Source organism: Flavobacterium beibuense, from assembly GCF_004151245.1.
Lineage (GTDB): Bacteria > Bacteroidota > Bacteroidia > Flavobacteriales > Flavobacteriaceae > Flavobacterium > Flavobacterium beibuense_A.
On sequence record NZ_JUIW01000009.1, the window covers coordinates 151,035 to 174,815 of the forward strand.

The 23,781-nt window shown below is 36.3% G+C and carries 28 protein-coding genes; 13 read left to right on the forward strand and 15 right to left on the reverse strand.

Annotated features, from left to right (window positions below):
* Nucleotides 1-74: 74 nt before the first annotated feature.
* Nucleotides 75-1,247 carry a porin family protein gene (locus tag NU09_RS13410; protein WP_129751806.1) on the reverse strand — a complete coding sequence of 391 codons (1,173 nt, stop codon included), beginning with the start codon at nucleotides 1,245-1,247 and terminating at the stop codon, nucleotides 75-77.
* Nucleotides 1,248-1,411: 164 nt separating this feature from the next.
* Between NU09_RS13410 and NU09_RS13415 the strand changes: the two genes are divergently transcribed.
* Nucleotides 1,412-3,565 carry a TonB-dependent receptor gene (locus NU09_RS13415; RefSeq protein WP_129751807.1) on the forward strand — a complete coding sequence of 718 codons (2,154 nt, stop codon included), beginning with the start codon at nucleotides 1,412-1,414 and terminating at the stop codon, nucleotides 3,563-3,565.
* Here NU09_RS13415 and NU09_RS13420 read toward each other — a convergent pair whose 3' ends face one another.
* From NU09_RS13420 to NU09_RS13430, 3 genes are read right to left on the reverse strand one after another with little or no spacing between them, the layout of a single operon-like run.
* Entirely contained in the window at nucleotides 3,566-4,054 is a 489-nt protein-coding gene (locus NU09_RS13420; protein ID WP_129751808.1) for a hypothetical protein, read from the reverse strand. It abuts the gene before it with no gap.
* Between the two features lies 1 nt (nucleotide 4,055).
* A complete protein-coding gene (locus NU09_RS13425; protein ID WP_129751809.1) occupies nucleotides 4,056-4,577 on the reverse strand; it encodes an STM3941 family protein in 522 nt (173 codons plus the stop codon).
* 5 nt (nucleotides 4,578-4,582) lie between these two features.
* A complete protein-coding gene (locus NU09_RS13430) occupies nucleotides 4,583-5,434 on the reverse strand; it encodes a fructosamine kinase family protein (RefSeq protein ID WP_129751810.1) in 852 nt (283 codons plus the stop codon).
* Nucleotides 5,435-5,570: 136 nt separating this feature from the next.
* On the opposite strand from NU09_RS13430, the gene NU09_RS13435 reads away from it, so the two are divergent.
* Genes NU09_RS13435 through NU09_RS13470 form a run of 8 tightly spaced genes read left to right on the forward strand, consistent with a single transcriptional unit; the run spans nucleotide 5,571 to nucleotide 10,037 of the window.
* On the forward strand, nucleotides 5,571-6,194 hold the full coding sequence (locus NU09_RS13435; protein ID WP_129751811.1) for a hypothetical protein: 624 nt from the start codon (nucleotides 5,571-5,573) through the stop codon (nucleotides 6,192-6,194).
* 21 nt (nucleotides 6,195-6,215) lie between these two features.
* Nucleotides 6,216-6,638: a hypothetical protein gene (locus NU09_RS13440; RefSeq protein WP_129751812.1), complete on the forward strand. Its 423-nt coding sequence runs from the start codon at nucleotides 6,216-6,218 to the stop codon at nucleotides 6,636-6,638.
* The gene (locus NU09_RS13445) at nucleotides 6,622-7,968 is read left to right on the forward strand and encodes a 2TM domain-containing protein (protein ID WP_129751813.1); all 1,347 of its coding nucleotides are present in this window, start codon (nucleotides 6,622-6,624) and stop codon (nucleotides 7,966-7,968) included. Before NU09_RS13440 ends, NU09_RS13445 begins: the two co-directional genes overlap by 17 nt.
* Nucleotides 7,959-8,282 (forward strand): 2TM domain-containing protein, encoded by a 324-nt coding sequence (locus tag NU09_RS13450; RefSeq protein WP_129751814.1) that lies wholly within the window; start codon nucleotides 7,959-7,961, stop codon nucleotides 8,280-8,282. The genes NU09_RS13445 and NU09_RS13450 overlap by 10 nt, the downstream gene beginning before the upstream one ends.
* 2 nt (nucleotides 8,283-8,284) lie before the next feature.
* Nucleotides 8,285-8,602, forward strand: coding sequence for a 2TM domain-containing protein (locus tag NU09_RS13455; RefSeq protein WP_129751815.1), 318 nt, complete (start codon nucleotides 8,285-8,287; stop codon nucleotides 8,600-8,602).
* 2 nt (nucleotides 8,603-8,604) lie between these two features.
* Nucleotides 8,605-8,910, forward strand: a complete 306-nt coding sequence (locus NU09_RS13460; protein ID WP_129751816.1) for a 2TM domain-containing protein — start codon at nucleotides 8,605-8,607, stop codon at nucleotides 8,908-8,910.
* An 8-nt stretch (nucleotides 8,911-8,918) separates the two neighbouring features.
* On the forward strand, nucleotides 8,919-9,245 hold the full coding sequence (locus NU09_RS13465) for a 2TM domain-containing protein (RefSeq protein ID WP_129751817.1): 327 nt from the start codon (nucleotides 8,919-8,921) through the stop codon (nucleotides 9,243-9,245).
* A 36-nt stretch (nucleotides 9,246-9,281) separates the two neighbouring features.
* Complete coding sequence (locus NU09_RS13470) at nucleotides 9,282-10,037, forward strand: LytR/AlgR family response regulator transcription factor (protein WP_129751818.1); 756 nt, start codon at nucleotides 9,282-9,284, stop codon at nucleotides 10,035-10,037.
* A gap of 81 nt (nucleotides 10,038-10,118) precedes the next feature.
* On the opposite strand, the gene NU09_RS13475 is transcribed toward NU09_RS13470, so the two are convergent.
* The 7 genes from NU09_RS13475 to NU09_RS13505 all read right to left on the reverse strand — a co-directional run bounded on the left by NU09_RS13475 (nucleotide 10,119) and on the right by NU09_RS13505 (nucleotide 16,634).
* A complete protein-coding gene (locus tag NU09_RS13475; RefSeq protein WP_129751819.1) occupies nucleotides 10,119-10,301 on the reverse strand; it encodes a CsbD family protein in 183 nt (60 codons plus the stop codon).
* 111 nt (nucleotides 10,302-10,412) lie between these two features.
* Nucleotides 10,413-11,453, reverse strand: a complete 1,041-nt coding sequence (locus tag NU09_RS13480) for a COX15/CtaA family protein (protein ID WP_129751820.1) — start codon at nucleotides 11,451-11,453, stop codon at nucleotides 10,413-10,415.
* 105 nt (nucleotides 11,454-11,558) lie between these two features.
* Nucleotides 11,559-13,001, reverse strand: coding sequence for a CCA tRNA nucleotidyltransferase (locus NU09_RS13485; RefSeq protein WP_129751821.1), 1,443 nt, complete (start codon nucleotides 12,999-13,001; stop codon nucleotides 11,559-11,561).
* Nucleotides 13,001-13,576 carry an L-threonylcarbamoyladenylate synthase gene (locus NU09_RS13490; protein WP_129751822.1) on the reverse strand — a complete coding sequence of 192 codons (576 nt, stop codon included), beginning with the start codon at nucleotides 13,574-13,576 and terminating at the stop codon, nucleotides 13,001-13,003. The genes NU09_RS13485 and NU09_RS13490 overlap by 1 nt, the downstream gene beginning before the upstream one ends.
* A 2-nt stretch (nucleotides 13,577-13,578) precedes the next feature.
* Nucleotides 13,579-14,691, reverse strand: a complete 1,113-nt coding sequence (locus tag NU09_RS13495) for a DegT/DnrJ/EryC1/StrS family aminotransferase (protein ID WP_129751823.1) — start codon at nucleotides 14,689-14,691, stop codon at nucleotides 13,579-13,581.
* A gap of 26 nt (nucleotides 14,692-14,717) precedes the next feature.
* Nucleotides 14,718-15,665 (reverse strand): hypothetical protein, encoded by a 948-nt coding sequence (locus NU09_RS13500; protein WP_129751824.1) that lies wholly within the window; start codon nucleotides 15,663-15,665, stop codon nucleotides 14,718-14,720.
* Nucleotides 15,666-16,634: a hypothetical protein gene (locus NU09_RS13505; protein WP_129751825.1), complete on the reverse strand. Its 969-nt coding sequence runs from the start codon at nucleotides 16,632-16,634 to the stop codon at nucleotides 15,666-15,668.
* A gap of 169 nt (nucleotides 16,635-16,803) precedes the next feature.
* Between NU09_RS13505 and NU09_RS13510 the strand changes: the two genes are divergently transcribed.
* Nucleotides 16,804-17,712, forward strand: a complete 909-nt coding sequence (locus NU09_RS13510; protein WP_129751826.1) for a hypothetical protein — start codon at nucleotides 16,804-16,806, stop codon at nucleotides 17,710-17,712.
* Between the two features lie 28 nt (nucleotides 17,713-17,740).
* Here the strand turns inward: NU09_RS13510 and NU09_RS13515 are convergent, their stop codons facing one another.
* Nucleotides 17,741-18,664: a glycosyltransferase family 2 protein gene (locus NU09_RS13515; protein WP_129751827.1), complete on the reverse strand. Its 924-nt coding sequence runs from the start codon at nucleotides 18,662-18,664 to the stop codon at nucleotides 17,741-17,743.
* 95 nt (nucleotides 18,665-18,759) lie between these two features.
* Between NU09_RS13515 and NU09_RS13520 the strand changes: the two genes are divergently transcribed.
* Entirely contained in the window at nucleotides 18,760-19,545 is a 786-nt protein-coding gene (locus NU09_RS13520) for a glycosyltransferase family 2 protein (protein WP_129751828.1), read from the forward strand.
* Nucleotides 19,546-19,549: 4 nt separating this feature from the next.
* Here NU09_RS13520 and NU09_RS13525 read toward each other — a convergent pair whose 3' ends face one another.
* The gene (locus NU09_RS13525; protein ID WP_242501884.1) at nucleotides 19,550-20,302 is read right to left on the reverse strand and encodes a glycosyltransferase family 2 protein; all 753 of its coding nucleotides are present in this window, start codon (nucleotides 20,300-20,302) and stop codon (nucleotides 19,550-19,552) included.
* Between the two features lie 72 nt (nucleotides 20,303-20,374).
* Here NU09_RS13525 and NU09_RS13530 point away from each other — a divergent pair, with 72 nt between their 5' ends.
* Nucleotides 20,375-21,085 carry a polysaccharide deacetylase family protein gene (locus NU09_RS13530; RefSeq protein ID WP_129751830.1) on the forward strand — a complete coding sequence of 237 codons (711 nt, stop codon included), beginning with the start codon at nucleotides 20,375-20,377 and terminating at the stop codon, nucleotides 21,083-21,085.
* Here NU09_RS13530 and NU09_RS13535 read toward each other — a convergent pair.
* Entirely contained in the window at nucleotides 21,077-21,814 is a 738-nt protein-coding gene (locus NU09_RS13535; protein WP_129751831.1) for a glycosyltransferase family 2 protein, read from the reverse strand. The genes NU09_RS13530 and NU09_RS13535 overlap by 9 nt on opposite strands.
* Before the next feature lie 57 nt (nucleotides 21,815-21,871).
* Between NU09_RS13535 and NU09_RS13540 the strand changes: the two genes are divergently transcribed.
* Nucleotides 21,872-22,690 carry a glycosyltransferase family 2 protein gene (locus NU09_RS13540; RefSeq protein WP_165357698.1) on the forward strand — a complete coding sequence of 273 codons (819 nt, stop codon included), beginning with the start codon at nucleotides 21,872-21,874 and terminating at the stop codon, nucleotides 22,688-22,690.
* A gap of 17 nt (nucleotides 22,691-22,707) precedes the next feature.
* Here NU09_RS13540 and NU09_RS13545 read toward each other — a convergent pair whose 3' ends face one another.
* Nucleotides 22,708-23,769, reverse strand: a complete 1,062-nt coding sequence (locus NU09_RS13545) for a glycosyltransferase family 9 protein (RefSeq protein ID WP_129751832.1) — start codon at nucleotides 23,767-23,769, stop codon at nucleotides 22,708-22,710.
* Nucleotides 23,770-23,781 lie beyond the last annotated feature (12 nt).

Consider the following 23,781-nt stretch of genomic DNA (forward strand, 5'->3'; position numbering starts at 1 on the left):
AATATAAAAAATTTAAGGCTCTGCTATAAAAGTAGAGCCTTAGTATGACAATTAAAAGTACTTTATAATTTTCTTTATAAGAAACGGTAACCCAATATCACATTTAGCGAATTATATTCGGAAGTCCAAACGGTGTAAGGGCCTAATATACTGTGGTCTAGAATGTAACGTGCCTCAATGCTATAGTTTTTAAAGCCATATCCGGCACCTAAAGCAAATGAGCTGTTTTTACCTATTTCCAGTTCGCTGTTGTTGTAGGTTATCTTAGAGTTACCCGTTAAGAAATTAAGATTGTAAGATCCATTTATAAAAACTTTTGAGTCGCTGTTAAAAAACATGCTATATCTTACACCAATAGGTACCTGTAAAAATTTATAATCGGTTTCTACACTATAGTTTTTGTTTTTATAGCTACTGTTGTAAAAGTTGTAAGATGGATTAATAAACAAGCTCCATTTATTGTTATTAAAAGGTAGTATATATTCCATTTCTGCCCCTATTGAATAAGTTTGTGAAGGCTCCATTTCAAAATTATAAGTTTTATTAACCGCATTTTTAAATGCGAAAGAAGTAAAGCCTACAGCAGGAGTGAACTTTAAGGTTATTTTGCTCTTGTTATGTTTTAGGGTATAGTTATTATTGCTTTCTCCGTTGTATTCGCTAAAAAGCTTCGTAAGAGAACTTTTTTTATAATCAATGTTTTTAAATCTGTTTACATTGTTTATCCTGTCTCTCATAAGGTTAAACAGTTGTTGGCGATAATTGTTATTTTCCTTAATCATGCCATCAACAACATATTTTTTAAATAAAAGTTGTGTGGCAGTTTGTTTATCACCTGTACCATAAAAATATTTAACGATATTCCCATCTTCAAACTGATAAAGATCTAAATCTCCTTCGAGTAATACTTTTAAGAAAAGGGTTTTCTTTTGCCATACAGGTTCCGATGTGACGTCCAGTTTATCTACATAATTGCTAGACAGTTCGATATCAAGAGTAAAACGTTTAAACTTATAACTGTTATCAACATTAAATTCTGCCACATTATTTACTGTTGCAGTTAATGATTCGCTATTTTCAGCCAGTTTGTATTCAAAATCAAGAGGGCTGTTTTTCCATGCCATGTCTTTAATAAGGCATGTTGTTTTTTCACCATTGTTGTTGATGAAGTATCCCTGCTTGTAGGTTATTTGAGAATAGGAAATAAAAGAAGTAAGAACTAAAAGTAAGGTGTAAAAGTTTTTCATGAAAGTAGTTGTGTAATTGCTGTTGGTTAATAATGGCGAAAGTATAAAATTTTGTTAAGAAATGAAATTACAGTTCATCCTTTAAAAATTACAGTTGGGTATTATTAATTATGAAAGGTGTAAAAGCCGTTGCAAATTTGCTCCATCAAAACAATCAATCAATTATGAAACGAGCAGTTATTTTTCTCTTTTTATTTACAGCAATCAGCCTTAATGCACAAAACGTAATAAAAGGTACAGTGCAGGATACTAAAGGCAGCCCGCTACCGGGAGCTAATGTTTATCTTGAAGGTACTTATGACGGGACAGTAAGCGATGAAGCAGGTAACTTTTCTTTTGAAACCACTACAATGGGGAACCAGACACTGGTAATAACCTTTTTGTCTTTTGAAAAAGTTACACAGGCTATTACTGTTGAAAACTACCAGCCACAAACATTTAAACTTCGGGAAGGTGTAAACACTCTTGATGCAGTAGTAATTTCGGCAGGTACATTTGCTGCAGGTGACAACAGTAAAATAACTGCCTTAAAACCTCTGGATATTGTTACTACTGCAGGATCGGCAGGTAATATAGTGGCAGCACTGCAAACATTACCGGGTACGCAAACCGTAGGCGAAGACGGAAGGCTTTTTGTAAGGGGAGGTGAGGCTAATGAAACCCAGACTTATGTGGACGGTATACGCGTAGCACAACCCTATGGAGCTACAACCAATAACCTGCCTACCAGAGGCCGTTTTTCTCCGTTTTTATTTAAAGGGATTACCTTTTCTACGGGTGGGTATTCGGCAGAATTTGGTGAAGCGCTTTCAAGTGTACTATTACTTAATACTATTGAAGAACCGGAGCAGGAACAAACCGATATCGCCTTAATGACAGTAGGTGTTGGGCTAGGTAATACCCAAAAATGGGAAAAGAGCTCTCTTAGCTTCAATGCAAATTATATAAACCTTAAGCCTTATCAGTGGATAGTACCTCAAAATATAGACTGGAATAAACCCGTACAGTCTTTATCGGGCGAGACAGTTTACCGATATAAATTCAATACAGGTATGCTAAAAGTATATGCCGCTTTTGATCATTCTGACTTTGATATCAACCAAAAAGATATTAATGAACCGGATCCGGTTAGGGTGGCCCTAAAAAACAACAATTTTTATCTTAACAGTTCATACAGTGGTACTCTTGGTAACGCATGGTCGCTACAAACAGGACTTAGCTATGGTTACAGTTATACTAATGTAGAACCCGCAGGTAACATGGTGGAGGATAAGGAAAACAGCTCGCATATTAAAATGAAGCTTAGGAAGAATTTCAGCAGTAGGTTTAAGTTAAGCTTTGGTGCCGACTATTTTATTACCAATTTTAATGAGGACTATAAAGAACCAACAAACTTTACTTTTAATAGCGGTTACAACAATTCTATAGCAGCCACTTATGCCGAAGCCGATATATTTTTCTCTAAAAACCTGGCACTTAAAGCAGGGGTAAGGGGTTCTTATTCTGAAATAGTTGATGAAACGGTTGTGGAGCCACGTGTATCATTAGCTTATAAGGCAGGTAAAAGAGGACAGTTCTCTTTAGCTTATGGTGATTTTCATCAAACACCAATATCAGATTACCTGAAGTATTTTAAAAGCTTTGAGTATGAAAAAACCAGTCACTATATTCTGAACTATCTGTATAATAACGAACGCAGGATGTTTAGAGCAGAGGTTTATTATAAAGACTATAGCAACCTGATTAAATATGATACCGATACGCCTATGTACAATTCTGTATACAATAACGGAGGAAAGGGATATGCAAAGGGTATAGATTTATTTTGGAGAGATAGTTATAATATAAAATATTTCGATTACATGCTGTCTTACTCATTTATTGATACCGAAAGGGATTACAGGAATTACGAGTATGCTGTTACACCAAGCTATGTGGCAAAACATAACTTCTCTGTAGTAACAAGATACTGGATAGATGATTTAAGATCGCAATTAGGAGTTACTTACACTTTCAATTCCGGCAGGCCTTATGATAACCCTAACGAAACTGAGTTTATGAACAGCATGACCAAAAGCTATAATAACCTAAGTGTTAGTTGGGCATGGTTATTAAGTCCGCAAAAAATATTATACTTTTCAGTTTCAAATGTATTGGGTTACGAAAATGTATTTGGGTACAATTATGCCAATACACCCGATTTAAACGGACAGTTTGCAAGACAGGCCATTACCCAACCGGCAGACAGATTCTTTTTTGTAGGCTTCTTTTGGACCATCAGTGATGATAAAAAAACCAATCAACTTGATAATTTATAGTTAGTTAACAGGATTTGGTAATTCAATGTAATCGAGATTGCCAAAGTCCTGTTTCCCGATAAAGGGAGTCCAGCGTTGTCCTTTTTGCAATTCAATTATTTTATCGGCAATTTCATATAGCTTTTTAGGAGTTTTATTCTCATACACATATATCCAGTTGATTGTGTCGTTTTTGGCTTTATAAAATTTAAATGAGGCTCCGTCAACAATATTTTCATTAGTATACACGGTATCATATTCAGCAAAGTTAATTTCTTTAATGATTGAGTATACAGAGTCTGTTTTTTCTTCCGTTAATACAGAATAGAAATAATCAACAGGAGAAGTTTTCATATAAATACTGTCTCCGGGTGTAAACTTGATGCTGAAATTAGCAGCATCAGTAGCAAAAGAAAACACAAACATATCAAAATCCGCTTCTGGTTTTTTCTCTTCTTTTTGGCATCCGGCAAGCAGCAGTAGGGCCAATAGGACGACTATCTTTTTCATATTAAGCAATTTTATCCCCGTTTCTTATTTCCCATTCCAAAAGGAAAAGGTTGTATAGCTCGTCAATATTGTGTTTAATATTGTTGTCAGGAATACTTATTGGCGATCCGTACATGGCATTGTTGCGTTTGCGTAACCATTTTTTAGTACCCGATGCCTTATTAATGTATACCTCAGGATTTTTAACATGTACTATTATAAAGCGGTGATTAAATACCTTCCTGATAGTGAATCCTGTAATGTCTTCCCACTTTATATGTCCTACACCTATACTTGTTGAATAATCGGTTATACCGCTTTCATCTACAATAACCGCAGGTTTATTATTCATAAGGAAAAGAAAAGCGAATACTGATAATGCTCCAAAAAATACGATAGCTGCACTGCCCACTACATTTTCCAGTCCGGGTAAAAATTTCATAGGTTTATCCAGAATATAAAAGCCGGCAACAACAAATAGTACTGAACCTAAAAAGGCAAAGAATAGCTTGGTCTTGTTCCGTTTAATTATTTTCTTTTCCATTGGTTTTAGTTAAAAGGTTTAAGAATGTTTTTAATACTTTGTATATAGTGCCCGCCAAAAGCATAGGCATGAAATAATAACGGATACAATTGGGTATAGGGCAGGCGCTGTTCCCAGTTTTTCTCTAAAGGATAAACTTCGTTGTAAGCCTCATAAAACTGAGGGGCAAATCCGCCAAACAATCTGCTCATACCTAAATCCATTTCCCTGTGCCCGCAATATACGGCGGGATCTATAAGTACAGTGTTATTATATTGCGAAATAATAAAATTGCCACTCCATAAATCGCCATGTAATAATGACGGAGTTTCGGTTGGGAAAATACTACTAAGTTCTTTGCTAAAATTATTAGCAGCATTTACTACATCTTCTCCAATCTTCCCCTGACTGTATAGAAGCCTTATCATTGGTAGTACACGGTAGTTACCGTAAAACTCTGCCCAGGTATTATAACTGGTGTTTTCCTGTAGGTAAGTACCCAGATAGTTGTCTTCGGCAAAACCAAAATGATTTTGAGGAATTTGATGCATTGTAGCAAGCTGTTGCCCAAATGTTTTCCATGCCTTTACGTTTGGGCTGCCCGGCGCTATCCACTCCAGTAATAAGTATTGAGTGTTCTCAAAATTTCCTGTGGCAATAACCTCAGGTGTTTTAAGTGTATTTGTTGCGGACAATGCTTTTAGTCCGTTGGCTTCCTTTTCAAAAAGGGCGGGGTAGTTAGATGTGCTGTTCAGCTTAATGAAAAAATCACCTTCCTGCACCTCAATATGGTAAGCTTCATTGATGTCCCCACCATGAACAGGAGATATCTTTTTTATGTTGAGATTAAGTTGTGATATAAGTTTTTTAGTAAGCATCAGGTAAAATTAATTAAAATAAACAACTCATCCCTGTTATTCTACAGTTCGGTAAAACACTTTTTATAAGGTGTTTTTTTGTTTGGATATTTGTCTCATCAAAATCAAACAATTATTAATTAAAAAACGAACAGTCATGATTAGATTAATTACAGTTATAGTTTTATTTGTGAGTAGTATGGTTAGCGCACAAAGTCAGTATGAAACAGGAATGCAAACAGCATTCGATCTTTGGGGGCAGGGTAAAAATTCAGAAGCTTCGGCAATGTTTGAAAGGATAGCCGCAGCAGAAAAAGACAATTGGATACCTAATTACTATGTAGCGCTTATAAATACGATTGATGCGTTCCAGACAAAGGATAAAGAAAAAGTAAACGCCCTATTAACCAAAGCACAGGACGCGGAGGATTTGGCAACACTTGTTTCGCCTGATAATCCGGAACTGATGGTAATGCAGGCAATGATACATACAGCCTGGATAGCCTATGACCCAATGACAAACGGAATGAAACTATCTGCAACGGTAAAACAGATTTATGCAAAAGCAAAGCAAACAGCACCAGATAATCCGCGTGTAGTGTTTTGTTCGGCAGAATTTGACATGGGAGGAGCAGCTTATTTTGGTCAGGATACTACACCTATGTGTGCTGAAATTGAGCGTTCTCTAACTCTTTTTGCTAACTTTAAGGCGGAAACACCTTTTTATCCTAGCTGGGGACTGGACAGAGCACAGCAAAAAGCAGCAGAGTGTAAAAAATAATAATATAATACAGTTAATTAGATGTTGGGGTTAGATAAGATAAGTTTGATATGGATAATACTTCCGTTTATTATAGGAGCAGTAGTTTATACAAAAATAGTAAGGCATAAAACAGGAGACCCTTTGCGGGATAGTGTTAAAAACCTGCAGGTTATGATTACTGTTTCCGGAGTAGTAATGGCAGTGCTTTGGTTCTCACTTCCCCCAACGGCTGTATTAGGGAGTTTTGGATATCCCCATGAAATTCAGGATATAAACAGTCAGGAAAAATTACTGGAACTGCTACAGGATTATAACAAGGCAATTCTAAGGACAACCGAAGTGGTTTACTGGTTGCTATTTATAAGTATGTTTTGGGTACTAACGGCAGTATACCAATTATTAAAGGTTTATAAGGATAAACTGGATAAGGAAACAGCAAAACAATATGAAACTACTAATTAAAGAGTTATTCAGGGTAATAATAATGGGCTGTATAATTTTTTTTATAGTCCTGTTATTTCTTATGGCAAACGGTAAATCGTTTACCTGGAACAGAGCGCTTTTAGTAAACTTTATGTTTGTTATGCTGTATAGCATATGTCTTTATACTGTTAACTCTTTAATGTTTAAGTTTTTTGACCGAAAGTATGGTAAGGGAATTATAACAGTAAAAAGGTTTGTGATTGGTGTAAGCAGTTCGCTTTTGGTATCTCTGGTTATAATTTTTATCCTGCGCGTTTTTGAGGATGTTGTGGTGCAGGGGTATACCATGGCAAGATTTATAAAGGAAGAAAAGATAGCAAACTATTTTTTAGCCTTTATAATAACCCTGATAGTTGATATAGGTTTTCATGTGTTTTATGTTTACAAGCGTTACCAGGAAAACCAGGTAAAAAAGCAAAAGATAATTGCTGGTACGGCTTCGGCACAGTTTGAAACCTTAAAGAACCAGATAGACCCGCATTTTCTTTTCAATAGCCTTAATGTGTTAAGTTCGTTAATAGAAGAGAATCCGGAGAACGCACAACGCTTTACCACTTCACTCTCTAAAATATACCGCTATGTACTGGAACAAAGGGATAAAGAGGTAGTAAGTGTACAGGAAGAGCTTTCGTTTGCAAAAACGTATATGAACCTTCTTAAGATGAGGTTTGAGAACAGTCTTTTTTATGATGCTCCAACCGAGCTGATAAACCCCGAAGGGAAAGTGGTACCACTATCGCTGCAACTTTTACTGGAAAATACAATTAAACACAATGTAGTAAGTCCCCAAAGGCCGCTACATATTAAGATATATGAAAAAGACGGTTACCTGGTGGTAGAAAACACACTGCAGAAAAAAGAAGTACTGCAGGACAGGAAAGGCGTTGGTTTGCAAAATATAGTAAACCGTTATGCCATATTAACCAACAGGAAGATGGAGATAGAGCAAACCGAAGAATATTTCAGGGTATACTTACCCGTACTAACAAAACAGGTATCGATTATGGAACCGGTATATTACAGTGATGAAGAAAATGATTATTACAAAGCCCAGAAAAGGGTAGAGGATATAAAAGGGTTTTACGGAAACCTGATGTCTTATCTTGTTATCATACCGGGACTTGGTATATTAAACTATGTTACCTCTCCCGGCTATTACTGGTTTTTGTTTCCGGCTTTAGGCTGGGGACTAGGTGTTGTAATTCACGGTTTTAATGTGTTTAACTTCATGCCTTTTTTAGGAAGGGATTGGGAAGAGAAAAAGATCAAAGAGTTTATAGATAAGGAGAAATCCAACAAATGGCAATAAGAATGAGGTATTACGACGAATTTGATAAGAATAGTGTTTTATATCAGAAAACCAAAAGAAAGGTAAGAGATCTAAGAGCTTTTTATATTCATCTTATTTGTTATTTGATAAGTATTGTTGCCTTGCTGGTGCTACTGGATCTCACTTTCAAGCCATTACTGTACTGGTTTTTTATAATAACAGCCAGTTGGGGATTAGGAGTCTTTTTAAATGCGATGAAAGTATTTGGCTTTTATCCTTTTTTAGGGAAGAAATGGGAGAAGAAAAAAATGAAAGAATTAATACAAAAGGAGAAATCCGATAAAAAACAATAGTTATGGATAATTTTTATGACAAATCAGAACAGGAAAGGCTATTGTACAGAAAAGCCAGAAAGAAAGTAAAAGAGCTTCGCGGGTTTTATTATCACTTAACCTGCTATATAGTAATAATGCCGTTACTAATTTTTATTAACCTTAGATTTAGTCCTGAGTTTTTATGGTTCTTTTTCTCGCTTATAGGTTGGGGGCTGGGGCTTGGTTTTCATGCCATGGAGGTATTTGGTTACAATCCGTTCTTAGGTAAGGGATGGGAAGATAGAAAACTGAGGGAACTCATGGAAAAGGAAAGACAGGATCGTGCAAAATATGAATAGCTATGAAAGATACCTCTGAAAAACAGCAGATAGATAAAGTGCATAAAAGGGTTGAAAGCATTAAGGGTTTTTACATGCACCTGGCGATATACCTAACAGTAAATATCCTGTTTTTTATATTTTGGTGTGTCGACTCCTGGATGCCAAAAACATTTTGGAAGCCTTCTTTTTTCATCATGATTGTTATAGCGGGTTCGGCAGTATTAGCCCATGGATTGTTTGTATTTGGAGCAAAATATATTTTGCCAAAAGATTGGGAAGAAAAGCAAATAAAAAAAATAATGTCTAAAAACAAAAAAGAGTCTTAAATCTAATTATGGAAAATTCATTTGAAGAAAGAGAAAGGTTAGAGCGTGCCAAAAAGAAAGTAAAATCTATTAAAGGGTTTTACAGGCACCTTACCGTTTATCTGTTTGTTAATGCATTTATATTGATATCACGTGCAATTGGTATGGAACCGGGTGAGGATTTTTGGCGATGGGGTACCTTTAGTACTGCCCTTTTTTGGGGTATGGGATTAATGCTTCATGCTGCCAGTGTTTTTGGGACTACTATCTTTTTTGGTTCAGACTGGGAAGAGCGCAAGCTTAATGAAATATTGGAAAAGAATAAGAAGACTAAAAAAGAAAACCGCTGGGAGTAACAATACAATCTTTTATAACAAATTAACCGCCAACCAATGAATGTTTTAATTATAGAAGACGAAAAGCCTGCTGCAAGGCTGTTGCAAAGAAAACTTCAAAAACTTAATCTTGAAGCAGGTACCATGCTGCACTCTGTAGAGGAAGCAATAGACTGGTTTCAGAACAACGAACACCCTGACCTGATATTTCTTGATATACAGCTTTCGGACGGACTATCGTTTGAAATATTTGATGCCGTGCCTATAAGCAGTGCGATAATTTTTACTACCGCTTATGATGAGTATGCTTTAAGGGCCTTTAAGCTTAATAGTATAGATTATTTACTAAAGCCAATAGATGAGGAAGACTTAGAAGTAGCTGTAAATAAATATCGCGAAAGGATTCCGGCAAGCCAGGAGTTTTCGTTTGATTTTAACCAGATAAAACAGATGCTGGTTAACCCTCTTGAAAAAAACTATAAAAAGCGTTTTACCATAAAAATGGGGCAGCGCCTTAAAATGATCAATATAGACGATGCCGAATGTTTTTACAGTGAAAATAAAGGCACGTATATCCATACTAACGACGGGAGGGACTATCTTCTTGACGGTACTCTCGAACAACTGGAAAGCGAACTGGATCCTTCAAAATTCTATCGCGTAAGCCGTAAGTTCATAGTTTCGGTAAATGCAATTAAGGATATTGTGATGTATACCAATTCCCGCCTTAAACTGGTCCTGAACACCTATAATGAAGATGAGGTAATTGTAAGCCGCGAGCGCGTTAACGATTTTAGGGAATGGTTGGGATAACCACATAAAAAACTGTTCTGCAAATCATCTTCTGATTACAGAACAGTTTCAAAATGTGTAGTTTCCTAAAAGGAAATAAGCTTACTCAAAAACTGATAAAATCTCCTTTTTGGCTTTACCTAATTTCTTTTCCAGCTTCCCCCACATTTCATCTTCTTTGCCTTCTTCATACATTAGATCATCGTCTGTAAGTTCGGCATATTTTTGTTTAAGTTTTCCTTTAAACTCATTCCAGTTCCCTTTAATTTCTTCTTTGTTAGGCATAGCTTTTTTATTTTAAGTTGTTTTTTATTTAGCATAAAGTTACCAACTTAATATTTTTAATACCAGAGGTTTAGTACAACTTTAACCCCGCCTTAAAAGTATGTGAAAGCTTTAGTATACCTGTTGAGATACAACCTTTTTTCTGGTAGTTTCCAGCCAAAGGTAATATTGTATACCAAACAGTATAGATGCTGTTACTAAATGTATAGTTTGAGATCCGAATGGGAAGTCAAGGTAATACATTGCAACACCCGATGCTATTTCAACCAACAGCAACAACATAATCCAGTTTATTTTACTGTAGCCAAGATTAAGCTTTTTATTACGAACGTATAGCCATAGGTTAACACCAAAAACAACAAAAGAGAAAGTCCTGTGAATATAGAATGTTACTTCAGGGCTATTAAGAATCATGTTCATGTTGTCGTAGCCCAAAGACTTTATCTGCTCGTCAACAAACTGGCGTACCTGTGTACCTAAAACAACCTGAATCATAGTAAGCATAATAGATACTACCAAAAGGGTTTTAAACAGTTTATCCTGCTTAAAGCTGCCCGCATTTTCTTTAGCCTTGTGCAGTATGTATAAAATAATACCCACAATTACTAAAGCCATAACCATGTGAATGGTAATCTTTATGGGGTTTAGTACTGAATATACCACTGTAGCCCCTAACCATGCCTGAAAGCCCATTAGGAATACGGTAATCCAAGAAAGAAGTATGATGTTTGTTTTCTGTTTGTTGTAGACAACTAAGGCCATTATAGCCATTATAAATACAGCTAATCCTGCCAGGGCTCCCACTAAACGGTTTACATATTCAACCCAGGTATGAAAAGGATTAAACTCAGCATAATCGTGTTTGGTGTATGCTTCCCAGTTACCTTCGTTATAACTCTCGCCTGTAGTAAACGTTTCTTTTGCAACCCAAAGTTTCTCATCCTTTATAATGACCTGTCCTTTATCAAATTCATGGTTAGGACTCCAGGTAAGCTCGGTCACGTCGGTAGGGGGTATGTAATAGCCAAAACATCTTGGCCAGTCGGGACACCCCATACCCGAACCTGTCATACGTACTAAAGCACCTGCCACAATTACAAGGTAAACCAATACCAGGGCAGTTTTTGCAGTTTTTATAAAGTTTAGTTTCATTTTTCTTTGAGTTTCAAAATTTCTGATTTACAAAGTCGCAAAGTTACTTTTAGTACGGTTTGGCTTATATGATTTATATCATGTACAAGCTACTCTGCTGCTCAGTTATTTTTTTATTAACCCCATCTTTTTAGCCTTTGCCATCATAAAGTCATGTGCCGCCTGATATTCGTTAGGTATTTCACCTTCAAGTATGGCTTCTTTGATAGCTTCCTTAAGCTGGCCTATCTCACGGGAAGGCTTCAGGTTAAATATTTCCATAATCTCTTCGCCCGATATAGGGGGTTGGAAATTACGTACATGATCTCTTTCTTCAACCTCTACTATTTTTTGTCGTACTATCTTAAAGTTATTGTGGTACTTTTTAAATTTCTGAGCATTTTTAGTGGTGATGTCTGCTGCACAAAGTGTCATCAGATCATCCACGTCTTCACCGGCATCAAAAATCAGCCTGCGTACTGCCGAATCTGTTACAATATCCTGAGCCAGTACAATAGGGCGGGAGCTAAGCATAACCATTTTTGCCACATATTTCATTTTGTGGTTTAATGGCATGTGCAGCCTTTCAAACAACCTCTTTACCATTTTCCCTCCAAGGAACTCATGCCCGTGGAATGTCCATCCGTGTTTTTTGCTGAATTTCTTTGTTGGTGCTTTACCTATATCATGCAGTAATGCTGCCCAACGCAGCCAAACATCGTCTGTATTCGGAGCAATATTATCTACTACTTCCAGTGTGTGGAAAAAATTGTCTTTATGGGTTTGTCCTTCCACTTCTTCCACACCCTGTAGTGCGGTAAGTTCAGGAAGAATAATATGTAATAATCCTGTTTCATGAAGCAGTTTAAAGCCTATAGACGGCACAGGTGTCATCAATATCTTATTAAGCTCGTCTACAATACGCTCTCCTGATATTATTTTAATACGTTCCTTATTCCTGCTTATCGCTTTCAGTGACTCTTCTTCTATCGTAAAGTCAAGCTGTGCGGCAAAGCGTATGGCACGCATCATGCGCAACGGATCATCCGAATAGGTAATATCGGGGTCTAAAGGTGTGCGTATAATTTTATTTTTAAGGTCTTCAATTCCGTTAAAAGGATCTACAAGCCTACCGTAGTCATTTTTGTTAAGTGATAATGCCAGTGCATTAATGGTGAAGTCCCTGCGGTTCTGGTCGTCTTCAAGTGTACCGTTTTCAACAACAGGGTTGCGACTTTCGCTGCTGTATGATTCCTTACGGGCACCTACGAACTCAATATCTATAAAGTCGCCTTTCTTTTCTTCAAAACGAAGCATGGCTGTACCATAGTTTTTAAAAACCTGAACTTTAGGAGTGTTAGGCAATAGGGAAGAAACCTCTTTTGCCAGTGTAATACCGCTGCCTACAGCAACGATATCTATATCTTTTTTAAAGTCCCTTTTTAAAAGAAAATCCCTTACGAACCCGCCTATTACATAACTTTCTAAGTTAAGTTGGGCAGCGGCCTGTGAGGCGATTTCAAATATCCTGTTATTTAGAGCTTCTTTGTATGAAGTATTATTTTCCATTAAGGTCTTATCACTTTTACCTGTAAATCGTTGCCAAGCTTGATAATTGTAGAGGGCTTTGCGGCAACTTTATCATGGTGCAAATTTACGATATAGTCTACTCCGTCCAAAATATGATGGTCTATTTCTTTAAAAGAATTAGGGGTTGGCATCCCACTTATATTGGCAGAAGTGGAAACAAGAGGTTTTTTCATGCGTTCCATAAGCTTGTAGCAAAACGGTTCTTTTACCAGGCGCATACCTAAAGTATTGTCTGATGCTACGATATTCTTAGCTACATTTTTCGGGTTGTCCAGTATAAGTGTAGTAGGCTTGTCTGAAAGATCCAGTATTTGCCACGCCACTTCGGGAATTTCATTAAACACATTGTAAAGCATGCGTTCGCCATTCATAAGTACAATCATACTCTTGCTTTCCTCACGTTGCTTTAGGGCATATATCTTCTTTACGGCCTCCTCATTTGTAGCGTCGCATCCTATTCCCCACACGGTATCGGTAGGATAAAGTATAATGCCTCCGTTTTTAATTATCTCATAGGCATTGTGTACCTCTTCATTTATATTATCTGTGCTCATGGCTAATTTGAATAACTGTTTAAAATGTCAACAATCTTTTTTATTTCTTCATCGGTAAGTACGGGGCTTATTGGTAAGCTCAGTACTTCATTATGTATCTGTTCGGTTATCGGGAAAGATAAATCACTGTATTCCATATAAGCTTCTTGTTTATAAGGAGGTATTGGGTAGTGGATAAGTGTCTGCACGCCATTCTCAGATAAATATTTTTGCAGCTTATCCCTGGTTTCAGTGCGTACAACAAACAAATGCCAAACATGTTCGGGATTTGTTATCACTGAATTGACTTTTGGCAGGATAATATCCCCGTTGGTAATATTATCAATATAGTATTGTGCTATTTCCCTGCGTTTTTGGTTTTCGGTTTCAAGATAATTAAGCTTTACCGAAAGCACGGCAGCCTGTATTTCGTCCAGTCTTGAGTTAAGTCCCTTATATCGGTTTACATATTTTTGCTGCGAACCGTAATTAGCCAGTGTGCGTACGGTTTTTGCCAGTTTATCATCATTAGTGGTAATAGCCCCTGCATCGCCTAATGCACCAAGGTTTTTACCCGGATAAAAACTGAACCCGGCAGCATCTCCCAGATTTCCTGTTTTTGTACCATTCCAATTAGCGCCGATGGCCTGGGCATTATCCTCTATAATTTTAAGGTTATGTTTTTTTGCTAATTCTGTTAGCACATTGCTATATGCCACCTGACCATACAGGTGAACAATCATTATGGCTTTTGTCTTTTCGGTAATTTTTTCTTCAATTAGTGAAAAGTCTATATTGTAAGTATCGATGTCGGGTTCTGTAAAAACAGGTACAAGCCCGTTATCTGTAATACTCAGTATTGATGCAATGTATGTATTTGCAGGCACTATAACTTCGTCTCCAGGCTGCATTATGCCAAGCTCTATATAAGCCTTAAAAATAAGTCGAAGTGCATCCAGCCCGTTAGCGACGCCTATGGCATGGCTACAGCCTATGTAATTACTAAGCTTCTCTTCAAAAGCCTTGACTTCTTCACCTAATAAATACCACCCGCTTCTAAAGGTTTTAAGCAGGCGTTCCTCTATTTCCTGCTGATGTTGCAGGTTTATTTTTTGTATGTCGAGGAATTTTATCATTGATTAAATTTTATATAAAAATACTATTAATCCTTAATATTGAGTAGTGTTTTAACCCAGTTTTCCTGACTGTACTTTTTATAGATATGTTCCGGAAGCTCCTCATAAGGCGTGTTTAGAAATTCTGAAGGCAGTGCTTTTGTTTCCGTAGTCCAGATAAAAATATTATTTGGGTTGTAAAAATCATAATCCTTTACATCAGGATTGGTGGTAATCAGTTTTTTGCCAAGTCCCATGGCTTCATATACCCTAAAGGATAGCCCGCGTTGTATATCCTTGTGTATATCAAGTATAATACGGGATTTTCTCATGTACTCTTTTGTTTCATTAAAAGAGATGTGTTTGTCGATAAATTCAACCGATTTTGGCGCATCCGTAATATCGGGTAATGTTTCGGCATACTGCTTTATCACTACTTTTTGGTTTTGGGCTTCCAGTGCAGTAGCTATTTTAGCTATAAGCGGATATCTTGAATCGTATGACGCCAGAAAGAAAAGGTCGTAGTCATAATCGGTTATCCTTTCCTCGTGGAAGTAAAAATTAGTGATAAGGTTAATGTTATAATCTTTGGCATCTTTAGGCTCAAAGGTAAATGCCTCATCAAAATACTGTATGGTATGGGCTGCAGGGATATGGTCAAACGAATCCCAGTAGTAGGCTACACTATGACTGGCTTTTTGAGTCAGTTTTTTTAAATGCTGAGGTAATACCAGTTCGGCAGAAATCATTACCAGATAATCATAATGAGCTTCCAGTCCGTATAGGTTCTGTTCACTGGCCTTAATTTTTTTAAGGTTTTTGTTCAGGAATATTTTGAACAGAAAGTTTTGTACTTTTTCCCATGTATTCCTGTACTTGTAGTTTTTATATAAAACAGTGGTTACCTCACACCCCGAATATTTTTTGAATCCCTCTTCAAAAACTTTATAAAGGTCGTAGCGTCCGTTACTTAAAAATAATAGTTTCTTTTCCATTTATATAGTGTCACCTTTTTCAAAAAATACAGTATTAACCCAGTTGTCTATAGTGTATTTATAGTATATGTTTTCGTCTAACGGCTCATAAGGCGTTTCAAAAAAGGAAGCTTCAATTATAGGATTGTCAGCATCTACAATCAGTATATTATTCGGATTGTAAAAATCATAATCCTTTATGGTTTTGTTAGTCGTTATCAGTTTCTTTTGGTAGCATAAGGCATCAAATACCCTAAAGCTGAGTCCGGTTTGGTTAACCCTCACAATATCTACAAAAACCTTTGCATCACTCATGTATTCATCAAGCCTGTCCAGCTTTATAATATCCCTTTGGTGATTAATATTAATGTTAAGGCCGGCGGGTTTATGTTTACCTACCAGTATAAAGTTATAATTTATGTTTATGATGTTAAGTCTGTTTGCTATAGCGTTAAGCGTCTGCAGCCTTTCATCTATTGAAAGTATCATAAATGCCCCATAAGTAGCTTCATTAGGCTGCTGTAACGGTTTTTTGTCCATATAGATATAGTTGCTTATTGGCGAAAAACCGTATTGTGCAACATCATCACTGTCAAAAGATAATATTTTGTCAAAAATATTATCAAGCAAATGGTCTATAGGGTAGCGTTTGGAGCTGTCATACAGATAAGCAATATACTCTTTAGTATAGTTCTTTATTTTTTTGTGAATAGCTACAGGTATAAGTTCCGGGTTAATAACCAGTATTTTGTCCTGTGTACCTAACTTATTAAGCTCATTTAAAATATATTGGTGCTGTTTTATCTTTTTTATATTCCTCTTTAAAATAACTTTACTTAAAAAATTAGTAACCTTGTGTAAAGGAGTCGGATATTTATACTTAAACTTACCGGTATTTATATGATGTGCCTCAATATTTTTGTCTTCAAGTGTTTTAATGATGTGATTGTCATATTCCCAATGGTCAAAGCTTATAAGACATATTTTCATTATTAATAGTGTTTAAAGAGAGGCTTAAATTCATAAATTACTGCAAAAATATTGTTTTTAACTGTGTATTTGATTAAAAAATAATAATTTAAAACAAATTATGATTCCATTATTATTTTGGTATTTTTGCCCACCTTAACATTTGTAGGCAAGTTAAAAATATGTTATTATGAAGAATATTCACGTTGGATTTCTATTGTCATATGATTATGAGAAGCTCAAACTGGCTATTCCTCCAGTGTATAAGGGAGCCGACAGGATTTTTATTGCGCTCGATGAAAATTTTAATACCTGGTCAGGAAACAAATTTGAGGTAGATCCTTCTTTTTTTAAATGGATAGAGGAGTTTGATGTTGATAATAAAATTGAGTTTTATAAAGACAACTTTTATATACCTACCCTTAATGCCATACAAAATGATACACGTGAAAGGCATTTATTGGGACTAAAAATGGGTATAGGCAACTGGCTTATTCAGGTAGATAGCGATGAGTATTTTATAGATTTCGACCGATTTGTAAAAAAACTTAGAAAGTATGACAGTTATCTGGATAATCCGGAAAAGCACCCTATACAGTTTGCCGGTTTCCATATTAATTTATATAAATATCTCGAAGACGGGCTGCTTTATGTAAATAAACCTACTAAGTTATTGTTGGCAACTAATTATCCTAATTACAAAAATGCCAAGAACACAAAAGAAAGGATAATATATCACGATACTTTTATTCTGCACGAAGGGCTTGCCAGAACCGAAGAGGAACTTGAGCTTAAATTAGCTAACTGGGGGCATATGCACGAAATAAATATGACTTTCCTTGATAAATGGAAAATGGCTAATAAAGATAATTACCATACAATTAAAGATGTTTTTTATCTTGACCCGGGAATATGGAAAGAGTTAGGCTACTTACCTACTAAGTCGCTTACAGATTTAAAAGAATTTGTTGCTAAAGATGAAAATCTGCAATTGTCTAAAACAAAACTGTTCTTTAAAAACTTCGGTCAGTGGTTTAAACATTCCAAAATTAAAAAGCCAGGCTATAAACCTTATTACGAAAAGTATTTTAATGATTAAAACAGGTTACTAACCTGTTTTTTTATGGCTAATTTGTTGCTATTTTCTGTTTTAACTTAAGTGAATCTAAAAGTGGTGCGCCTTTTAGCAGAAGGAAAAACACAGGCCAGTTTTTAGGTTTAAAAATACTGCTGAAAAAATATTTGACAAGCAGAAACAGCAATACCGAAAAATAACCTGCCATGCCATAGTGTTTGCGCATAGTATAAAGCAGCGAAATGCGCAGCTCCTTTTTTATTGCTATCGTTTTTCCGGTACTTGCCCCGTGATAGTGAATAAACTCTGCCGAAGGGATAAGGTATGCATATTTGCCATTTGCCTTTAGGCGTTTGCATAAGTCGGTCTCCTCATAGTAAAGGAAGATGTTAGTATCAAATCCACCTGCTTCATTAAAGTCTACTGAACGTACAAACATAAAGCTACCCGGAATAAAATTAACCTTTACTGGTTCGGTATACTTTTTTTTACGTTTAGGATAGTGCTTTGGGTTTATTTTCTCAAGAAAACTGCGTCCGAAAATTTCACGGGCTGGTGAGGCAAAGTGATCCAGTGAAATCATAAAGTCATCATTTGGTTTGAACGATTGCCCGCCTGCAATACCAATGTCACTGTTTTTTTCAAAATTGTCTTTTAATATGCTAAGACAGTCATTTTTAAATAATGTGTCGTTATTGATAAAGGCTAGGTATTTTGCGTTTGCATGCTGGACACCAATCATGTTTCCTCCGCCAAAGCCGGTATTAATTCTGCTTCTTACTAACTGAATGTTAGTGAAGTCAATTGCCTCACATGTCTGTTTAAGATTTTGGTAATCCTGATATTCAGAACAATTATCTACGATTATAATCTGATAATTTAATGTGCCGGAAGTATTTTTAATTATCGATTTCACACAATCGGCAGTAAGCGTTCCTGAGTTATAATGGATAAGTATAACTGCTATATCAAACATATATGAGGGTGTTTTTGGTACTGCAATTTATTCTTTTTGTAAAGTAATAACAAAAAAAACAATAGTTTTGCAAAAGCCCGTTTTAAAACATGATTATGCGTACTTCTTTATTAATATCTACTTATAACTGGCCACAGGCCCTGCAAGTGGTTTTTAAAAGCCTTAAAGAGCAAACAGTACTTCCTGATGAGGTGCTTATTGCCGATGACGGCTCTAAAGAAGAAACGAAATTGCTTATTGAGCAGTTTAAAACTGAGATAAGCATACCTGTAAAACACTTTTGGCAGGAGGATAATGGTTTCAGGAAATCCAAGATACTTAACAAGGCAGTTGCGGGCAGTGACTGCGACTATATTATACAAATTGACGGTGATTGTATTATGCACCGCAATTTTATTGAGGACCACATTAATGCGGCAGCACCAAATATGTATTTATACGGAGCTAGAGTGAATATACTTGAAGGTGCTGTAAAAGAGGTGTTGGAAAATAAGATTACCTCCTTTGGTTTTTCATCCAAGCTGATAAAAAATAAGACCCGTAGCCTGCATATTCCTTTTTTGGCCGGTATGTATAAACCTCATAAAGAATACTCAGATAAATTCAGGGGATGTAATGTGTCTTACCGGAAAAATGATTTTATAGCTGTAAACGGCTATAATGAAAGTTTTGAAGGTTGGGGCAGGGAAGACTCCGATCTTGTTATTCGTATGGGTAATAATGGTGTTATGGCAAAAAGGCTGCGTTATGCGGGTATTGTTTTCCACATTCACCATAAGATAAACTCACGGGACAATTTTGAGGCAAACGACAGGATACAGCAGGAAACGATAGAAAAGAAAATAATACGCTGTGAAAAAGGTATAGATCAGTACCTGTAGTTTGTTAGTCTACTTTCCTGTATTTCATCCATAACTGCAGGTATCGCTTAAATACCGAAAATGAGTGTATATAAGCCAGTATAAAGCCTTCTTTTCCGTCAAGTATACCAAGCCTGTAAAAATATTGCCAGCAAAAACGGTAAAATGGCCTGAAAAGAAAGTGATAGGCATTTGGTCTTACTTTTTTGCTGTACAGGTTCTCTGCCTGTAGTTTGCTGTACAGGTTTAGCTTACCGTTATAATTGTCAAAGCTTTTGTAGCTGTAATGGTCAACTTTTTCCTTTAGGGTAGATACTTTTCCTTTGGCAGTTATAACCTCATGAACCAGCCCTGTATATTTGCAATGTTGTTTATTAAATACCCTTATGGCCTTATCGGTTCTCCATCCCCCAAAGCGTATGTGCTTACCCATAAAGTGGAACTTACGTTTAACAAAATAAGCTACAGATCCGTCATTACTGGTAACTACCTGTTTTATTTCATTTTCAAGGGAAGGAGTAACAATCTCGTCAAGGTCAAAAAATAATATCCAGTCGTTTGATGCCTGCTCAATGGCAAAGTTTCTTTGGCTGGAAAAGTCCTTAAACTCGTTTTGGATGAATTTTACATTTAAATGTTCTGCCAGTTCTTTAGTAGCGTCGGTACTAAAAGAATCCACTACAATAATCTCGTCTGCAAACGATAAACTCTTCACATATCTATTTATATTGTCTTCCTCATTAAAAGTAATAGCTAGTGCGGTTATTTTCTGACTCAAATTATTTTGTGGCATAAAATGGTATATATTGGCAAATGTAATAATTTTACACAATTAAAATTTTAAAAAATAATGGCTAAATTACCAGTTTTAATGTATCATAACGTGTCCGCTTTCAATGAAAAAAGCAAAGGACTGACAATTTCGCAACAAAAGCTGGAAGAGCAGTTTAGCTATATCGCATACAAGTATACTACTTTTCATTTATCCGAACTCGAAAAAAATAAAAATATTCCTGATAAAAGTATGGTTATAACTTTTGATGATGTTACGGTAAATCAGTTGAAGTTTGCCGTGCCCTTATTAAAAAAATATAACCTTAAGGCTACGTTCTTTATACCGTTTAATTATGTGGGTAAATCGGACCTGTGGAATAAGGGTTCAGAGCCTATTATGACCGTAGAGCAGCTCCAGTCTTTAGACAGCGAACTGATAGAACTGGGTTACCACTCTTTTATGCACAGACGCTATGCCCAAATGAGTGATGAGGAGATTAATGAGGATTTTAAAAACTGTAAGGAATTTATCAGTCAGAATAACCTTGAGGTATATCCTGCCGTGGCTTATCCTTATGGCAACTATCCTAAAAAAGAACCTGCTAAATCGCACTTTAGGCAATTGCTGGAGCTAAACGGAATAAAAATAGCTCTTAAGATAGGTAATCGTATAAATGTTTTTCCGTTAAAGGAAAAGTATGAAATTCAACGTATAGACGTAAAAGGGGAAGACAGCCTGTTTAAGTTTAAGCTAAAACTAAAGTTTGGTAAGCTTAAATTATTTTAGTCCTCTTTGGAGTAAAAGCAGCTTTGCATAACGTGATAAAACCCCATAGGCATTAATGCTTGCCAGTGCAAGTCCCGGTATACCATCTAAAAAGCCTCTTTTAATTATGTAGGTATGAAAAAAGCGGTACATCGGCTTAAATACCAAGTGGAAATAAGTAACTTTTTTTCCTTTTTTGAAACCCATGCCTGCCTGAAACCATGCATAAGAATCCTTTTTTTGCAGCCAGTTAAAAAAGCCTTTATAGGTATAGTGAACCATAAAGTTTTTAAGTTCGTCTATACTGCCGTTTACATTTAGTTTTTCATGAACATCTCCGGTAAACTTAATGTCCTTGTTTCTTACGAGTCGGGTTACACGGTCAACCTTATGGTATAAAAACCTGTTCATGTAAAAATGCAGGAATTTTATTTTATATCCTTCATGCTTAGGATTGGCAATAGTGTCCAGAATTTCAAACCATAACTTTTGTGTAACGCGTTCATCGGCATCCATAAACAAAATCCAGTCTCCTGTAGCATAAGGAAGGGCAAAGTTTTTTTGTGCTGAAAAGTTATCAAACTTCCTTTCTATAACCTTACATCCCAGTGCAAGTGCCTTTTCTTTAGTGCTGTCGGTACTGTAAGAGTCAATAACAATAATCTCGTATGCTTCCCTTACCGATTTGATTGCATCTGCTATGTAGGCCTCTTCGTTATATGCCGGGATAATTACAGAAAGTTTATTCATTAGCTATGGTGGGTTTGAATTTCACAAAACTAAAAAAAATTGAATTATCTTTGCGGCATGATGCAAAAGAATATTTCTGTAATAATTAGTACTTATAATTCGGTAGAATGGCTGAAGAAAGTACTATGGGGTTATAACACTCAAACCTATAAGGAGTTTGAGATGGTTATTGCAGATGATGGGTCTCGTGAAGACACCAAGGAGATGATTGATGCAATGAGGGAAGAGGTTTCTTACCCTATAATTCACGTTTGGCACGAAGATAACGGATTTCAAAAATCGCAAATACTTAATAAAGCACTTCTTGCCTGTACTACTGATTATGTTTTAATGAGTGATGGCGATTGTATACCGCGTCCTGATTTTGTGGAGCAGCACATCAAATATCGTGAAGAGGGATACTTCCTTTCGGGAGGATACCATAAACTGCCGATGGAGCTTTCTAAATCACTTAGTAAAGAGGATATCTACTCAGGCAGGTGTTTTGATGTGGAATGGCTTAAAAAGAACGGTATGTCTGCTTCATTTAAAAATAATAAGGTAGATGCTATGGGTATTAAAAGCGCCCTGTTTAATATGTTGACTACTACTAAACCAAGCTGGAACGGACATAACTCATCCGGTTGGATTAAGGATATAAAAGCGGTTAACGGTTTTGACGAAAGAATGCAGTATGGCGGACAGGACAGGGAACTGGGCGAAAGGCTAGTTAACTATGGTATTATACCAAAACAGATTCGTTACAGTACTATATGCCTGCACCTGGATCACCCAAGAGGCTATGCCACACCGGAATCGATAAACAAAAACAGATCGATAAGGAAAGTGACCCGAACCGAGAAAAGAAAATGGACAGAATATGGCATCGTTAAATAACGATGCTTTTTTTTGCTCTATAGATTGTTTTTAAGAAAAGTATCCAGCTCTGGCAGTATCATTTCAGGGGTTAGCTGTTTATACAGTTCGTGAGGATCTTTCTCTATTTTTTTGCGTTGCTCGTAGGTAAAGCTGTCATACAAGTTAGGCTTCATTTCCAGCAGATGTACACTTTTATGAAACTTTCCGTCCTCAAAACTGGCCCAGTGTGCCTTGTTTACATAAGGGGAGAAAATAGTAAATGTTGGCTTGCCTAAAGCCTTGGCGATATGTACCGTTCCACCTTCATTTGCCACAAGGGCATCGGCTTGGTACATTACCTTTATAAAATCACGTATGGTTTCCGGGTATACGTCAAGTATTATATTCTCTTTGTATTTGCACATCTCATAAATCTTCATGGCCTCCTCTTTTTGATGAGGTGCGTAGTTAAAGAAGATGTATACATTGTAGTGTTCGGCTATAAAGTCACACATTTCCGCTACATACTCATAAGGCATCGATTTTTGCGGAGTACTGCCTAAAACACCCAAAACTATAACTTTTTTGTCACTATACTTATTTAGCCAGTTTTCTTTTTTCTCTTCTTCCGAAAGGAAAATATGTGGCTCATAATCTATAGGTTCAAAATTACCTGCTATCTGTAATAGGTGAATACGGTCTTCTATGGCTTTGCCGCAAATGTGGTTGCCTTCCTTAAGCGGGCGGGTAGGGTGGGTGTAATACCCCCAATTGCCCAGTTTTTTACGGCTCTTGTTGCCGATTGTCATTTTAGCTCCCGAGAATTTACAGATTATCCTGCTTTGTGTTTTTGAGTAAGAGTCAAAAATAATATCATATTTTTCAGCTCTTATTTGTTGTATGGTTTCTAAAAGCACAGGGAATTTTTTAAGTTCTTTTTCCTTAACCGAAATAAACCTGTCAATGTTAGGATTGTTCATCACCACACCCTCAGTAAAATCATAGGCCATAAGGTGAATTATACTGTCGGGGTATTTTGCTTTAAAATTATTGGCAATTACCGATGCGATTAAAACATCGCCTATACGCTTATTTTGGATAATAAGTACTTTCTTCATACAACTAAATCT

Bases quoted from the DNA above. Each gene is read 5' to 3' on its own strand.
- NU09_RS13480 (WP_129751820.1), bottom strand. From the start codon at position 11,453: ATGAAACTAAACTTTATAAAAACTGCAAAAACTGCCCTGGTATTGGTT.
- NU09_RS13510 (WP_129751826.1), top strand. From the start codon at position 16,804: ATGAAGAATATTCACGTTGGATTTCTATTGTCATATGATTATGAGAAG.
- NU09_RS13435 (WP_129751811.1), top strand. From the start codon at position 5,571: ATGATTAGATTAATTACAGTTATAGTTTTATTTGTGAGTAGTATGGTT.
- NU09_RS13415 (WP_129751807.1), top strand. From the start codon at position 1,412: ATGAAACGAGCAGTTATTTTTCTCTTTTTATTTACAGCAATCAGCCTT.
- NU09_RS13430 (WP_129751810.1), bottom strand. From the start codon at position 5,434: ATGCTTACTAAAAAACTTATATCACAACTTAATCTCAACATAAAAAAG.
- NU09_RS13545 (WP_129751832.1), bottom strand. From the start codon at position 23,769: ATGAAGAAAGTACTTATTATCCAAAATAAGCGTATAGGCGATGTTTTA.
- NU09_RS13505 (WP_129751825.1), bottom strand. From the start codon at position 16,634: ATGAAAATATGTCTTATAAGCTTTGACCATTGGGAATATGACAATCAC.
- NU09_RS13440 (WP_129751812.1), top strand. From the start codon at position 6,216: ATGTTGGGGTTAGATAAGATAAGTTTGATATGGATAATACTTCCGTTT.
- NU09_RS13540 (WP_165357698.1), top strand. From the start codon at position 21,872: ATGATGCAAAAGAATATTTCTGTAATAATTAGTACTTATAATTCGGTA.
- NU09_RS13535 (WP_129751831.1), bottom strand. From the start codon at position 21,814: ATGAATAAACTTTCTGTAATTATCCCGGCATATAACGAAGAGGCCTAC.
- NU09_RS13445 (WP_129751813.1), top strand. From the start codon at position 6,622: ATGAAACTACTAATTAAAGAGTTATTCAGGGTAATAATAATGGGCTGT.
- NU09_RS13530 (WP_129751830.1), top strand. From the start codon at position 20,375: ATGGCTAAATTACCAGTTTTAATGTATCATAACGTGTCCGCTTTCAAT.
- NU09_RS13420 (WP_129751808.1), bottom strand. From the start codon at position 4,054: ATGAAAAAGATAGTCGTCCTATTGGCCCTACTGCTGCTTGCCGGATGC.
- NU09_RS13495 (WP_129751823.1), bottom strand. From the start codon at position 14,691: ATGATAAAATTCCTCGACATACAAAAAATAAACCTGCAACATCAGCAG.
- NU09_RS13470 (WP_129751818.1), top strand. From the start codon at position 9,282: ATGAATGTTTTAATTATAGAAGACGAAAAGCCTGCTGCAAGGCTGTTG.
- NU09_RS13485 (WP_129751821.1), bottom strand. From the start codon at position 13,001: ATGGAAAATAATACTTCATACAAAGAAGCTCTAAATAACAGGATATTT.
- NU09_RS13425 (WP_129751809.1), bottom strand. From the start codon at position 4,577: ATGGAAAAGAAAATAATTAAACGGAACAAGACCAAGCTATTCTTTGCC.
- NU09_RS13475 (WP_129751819.1), bottom strand. From the start codon at position 10,301: ATGCCTAACAAAGAAGAAATTAAAGGGAACTGGAATGAGTTTAAAGGA.
- NU09_RS13465 (WP_129751817.1), top strand. From the start codon at position 8,919: ATGGAAAATTCATTTGAAGAAAGAGAAAGGTTAGAGCGTGCCAAAAAG.
- NU09_RS13460 (WP_129751816.1), top strand. From the start codon at position 8,605: ATGAAAGATACCTCTGAAAAACAGCAGATAGATAAAGTGCATAAAAGG.
- NU09_RS13515 (WP_129751827.1), bottom strand. From the start codon at position 18,664: ATGTTTGATATAGCAGTTATACTTATCCATTATAACTCAGGAACGCTT.
- NU09_RS13520 (WP_129751828.1), top strand. From the start codon at position 18,760: ATGCGTACTTCTTTATTAATATCTACTTATAACTGGCCACAGGCCCTG.
- NU09_RS13450 (WP_129751814.1), top strand. From the start codon at position 7,959: ATGGCAATAAGAATGAGGTATTACGACGAATTTGATAAGAATAGTGTT.
- NU09_RS13410 (WP_129751806.1), bottom strand. From the start codon at position 1,247: ATGAAAAACTTTTACACCTTACTTTTAGTTCTTACTTCTTTTATTTCC.
- NU09_RS13490 (WP_129751822.1), bottom strand. From the start codon at position 13,576: ATGAGCACAGATAATATAAATGAAGAGGTACACAATGCCTATGAGATA.
- NU09_RS13455 (WP_129751815.1), top strand. From the start codon at position 8,285: ATGGATAATTTTTATGACAAATCAGAACAGGAAAGGCTATTGTACAGA.
- NU09_RS13500 (WP_129751824.1), bottom strand. From the start codon at position 15,665: ATGGAAAAGAAACTATTATTTTTAAGTAACGGACGCTACGACCTTTAT.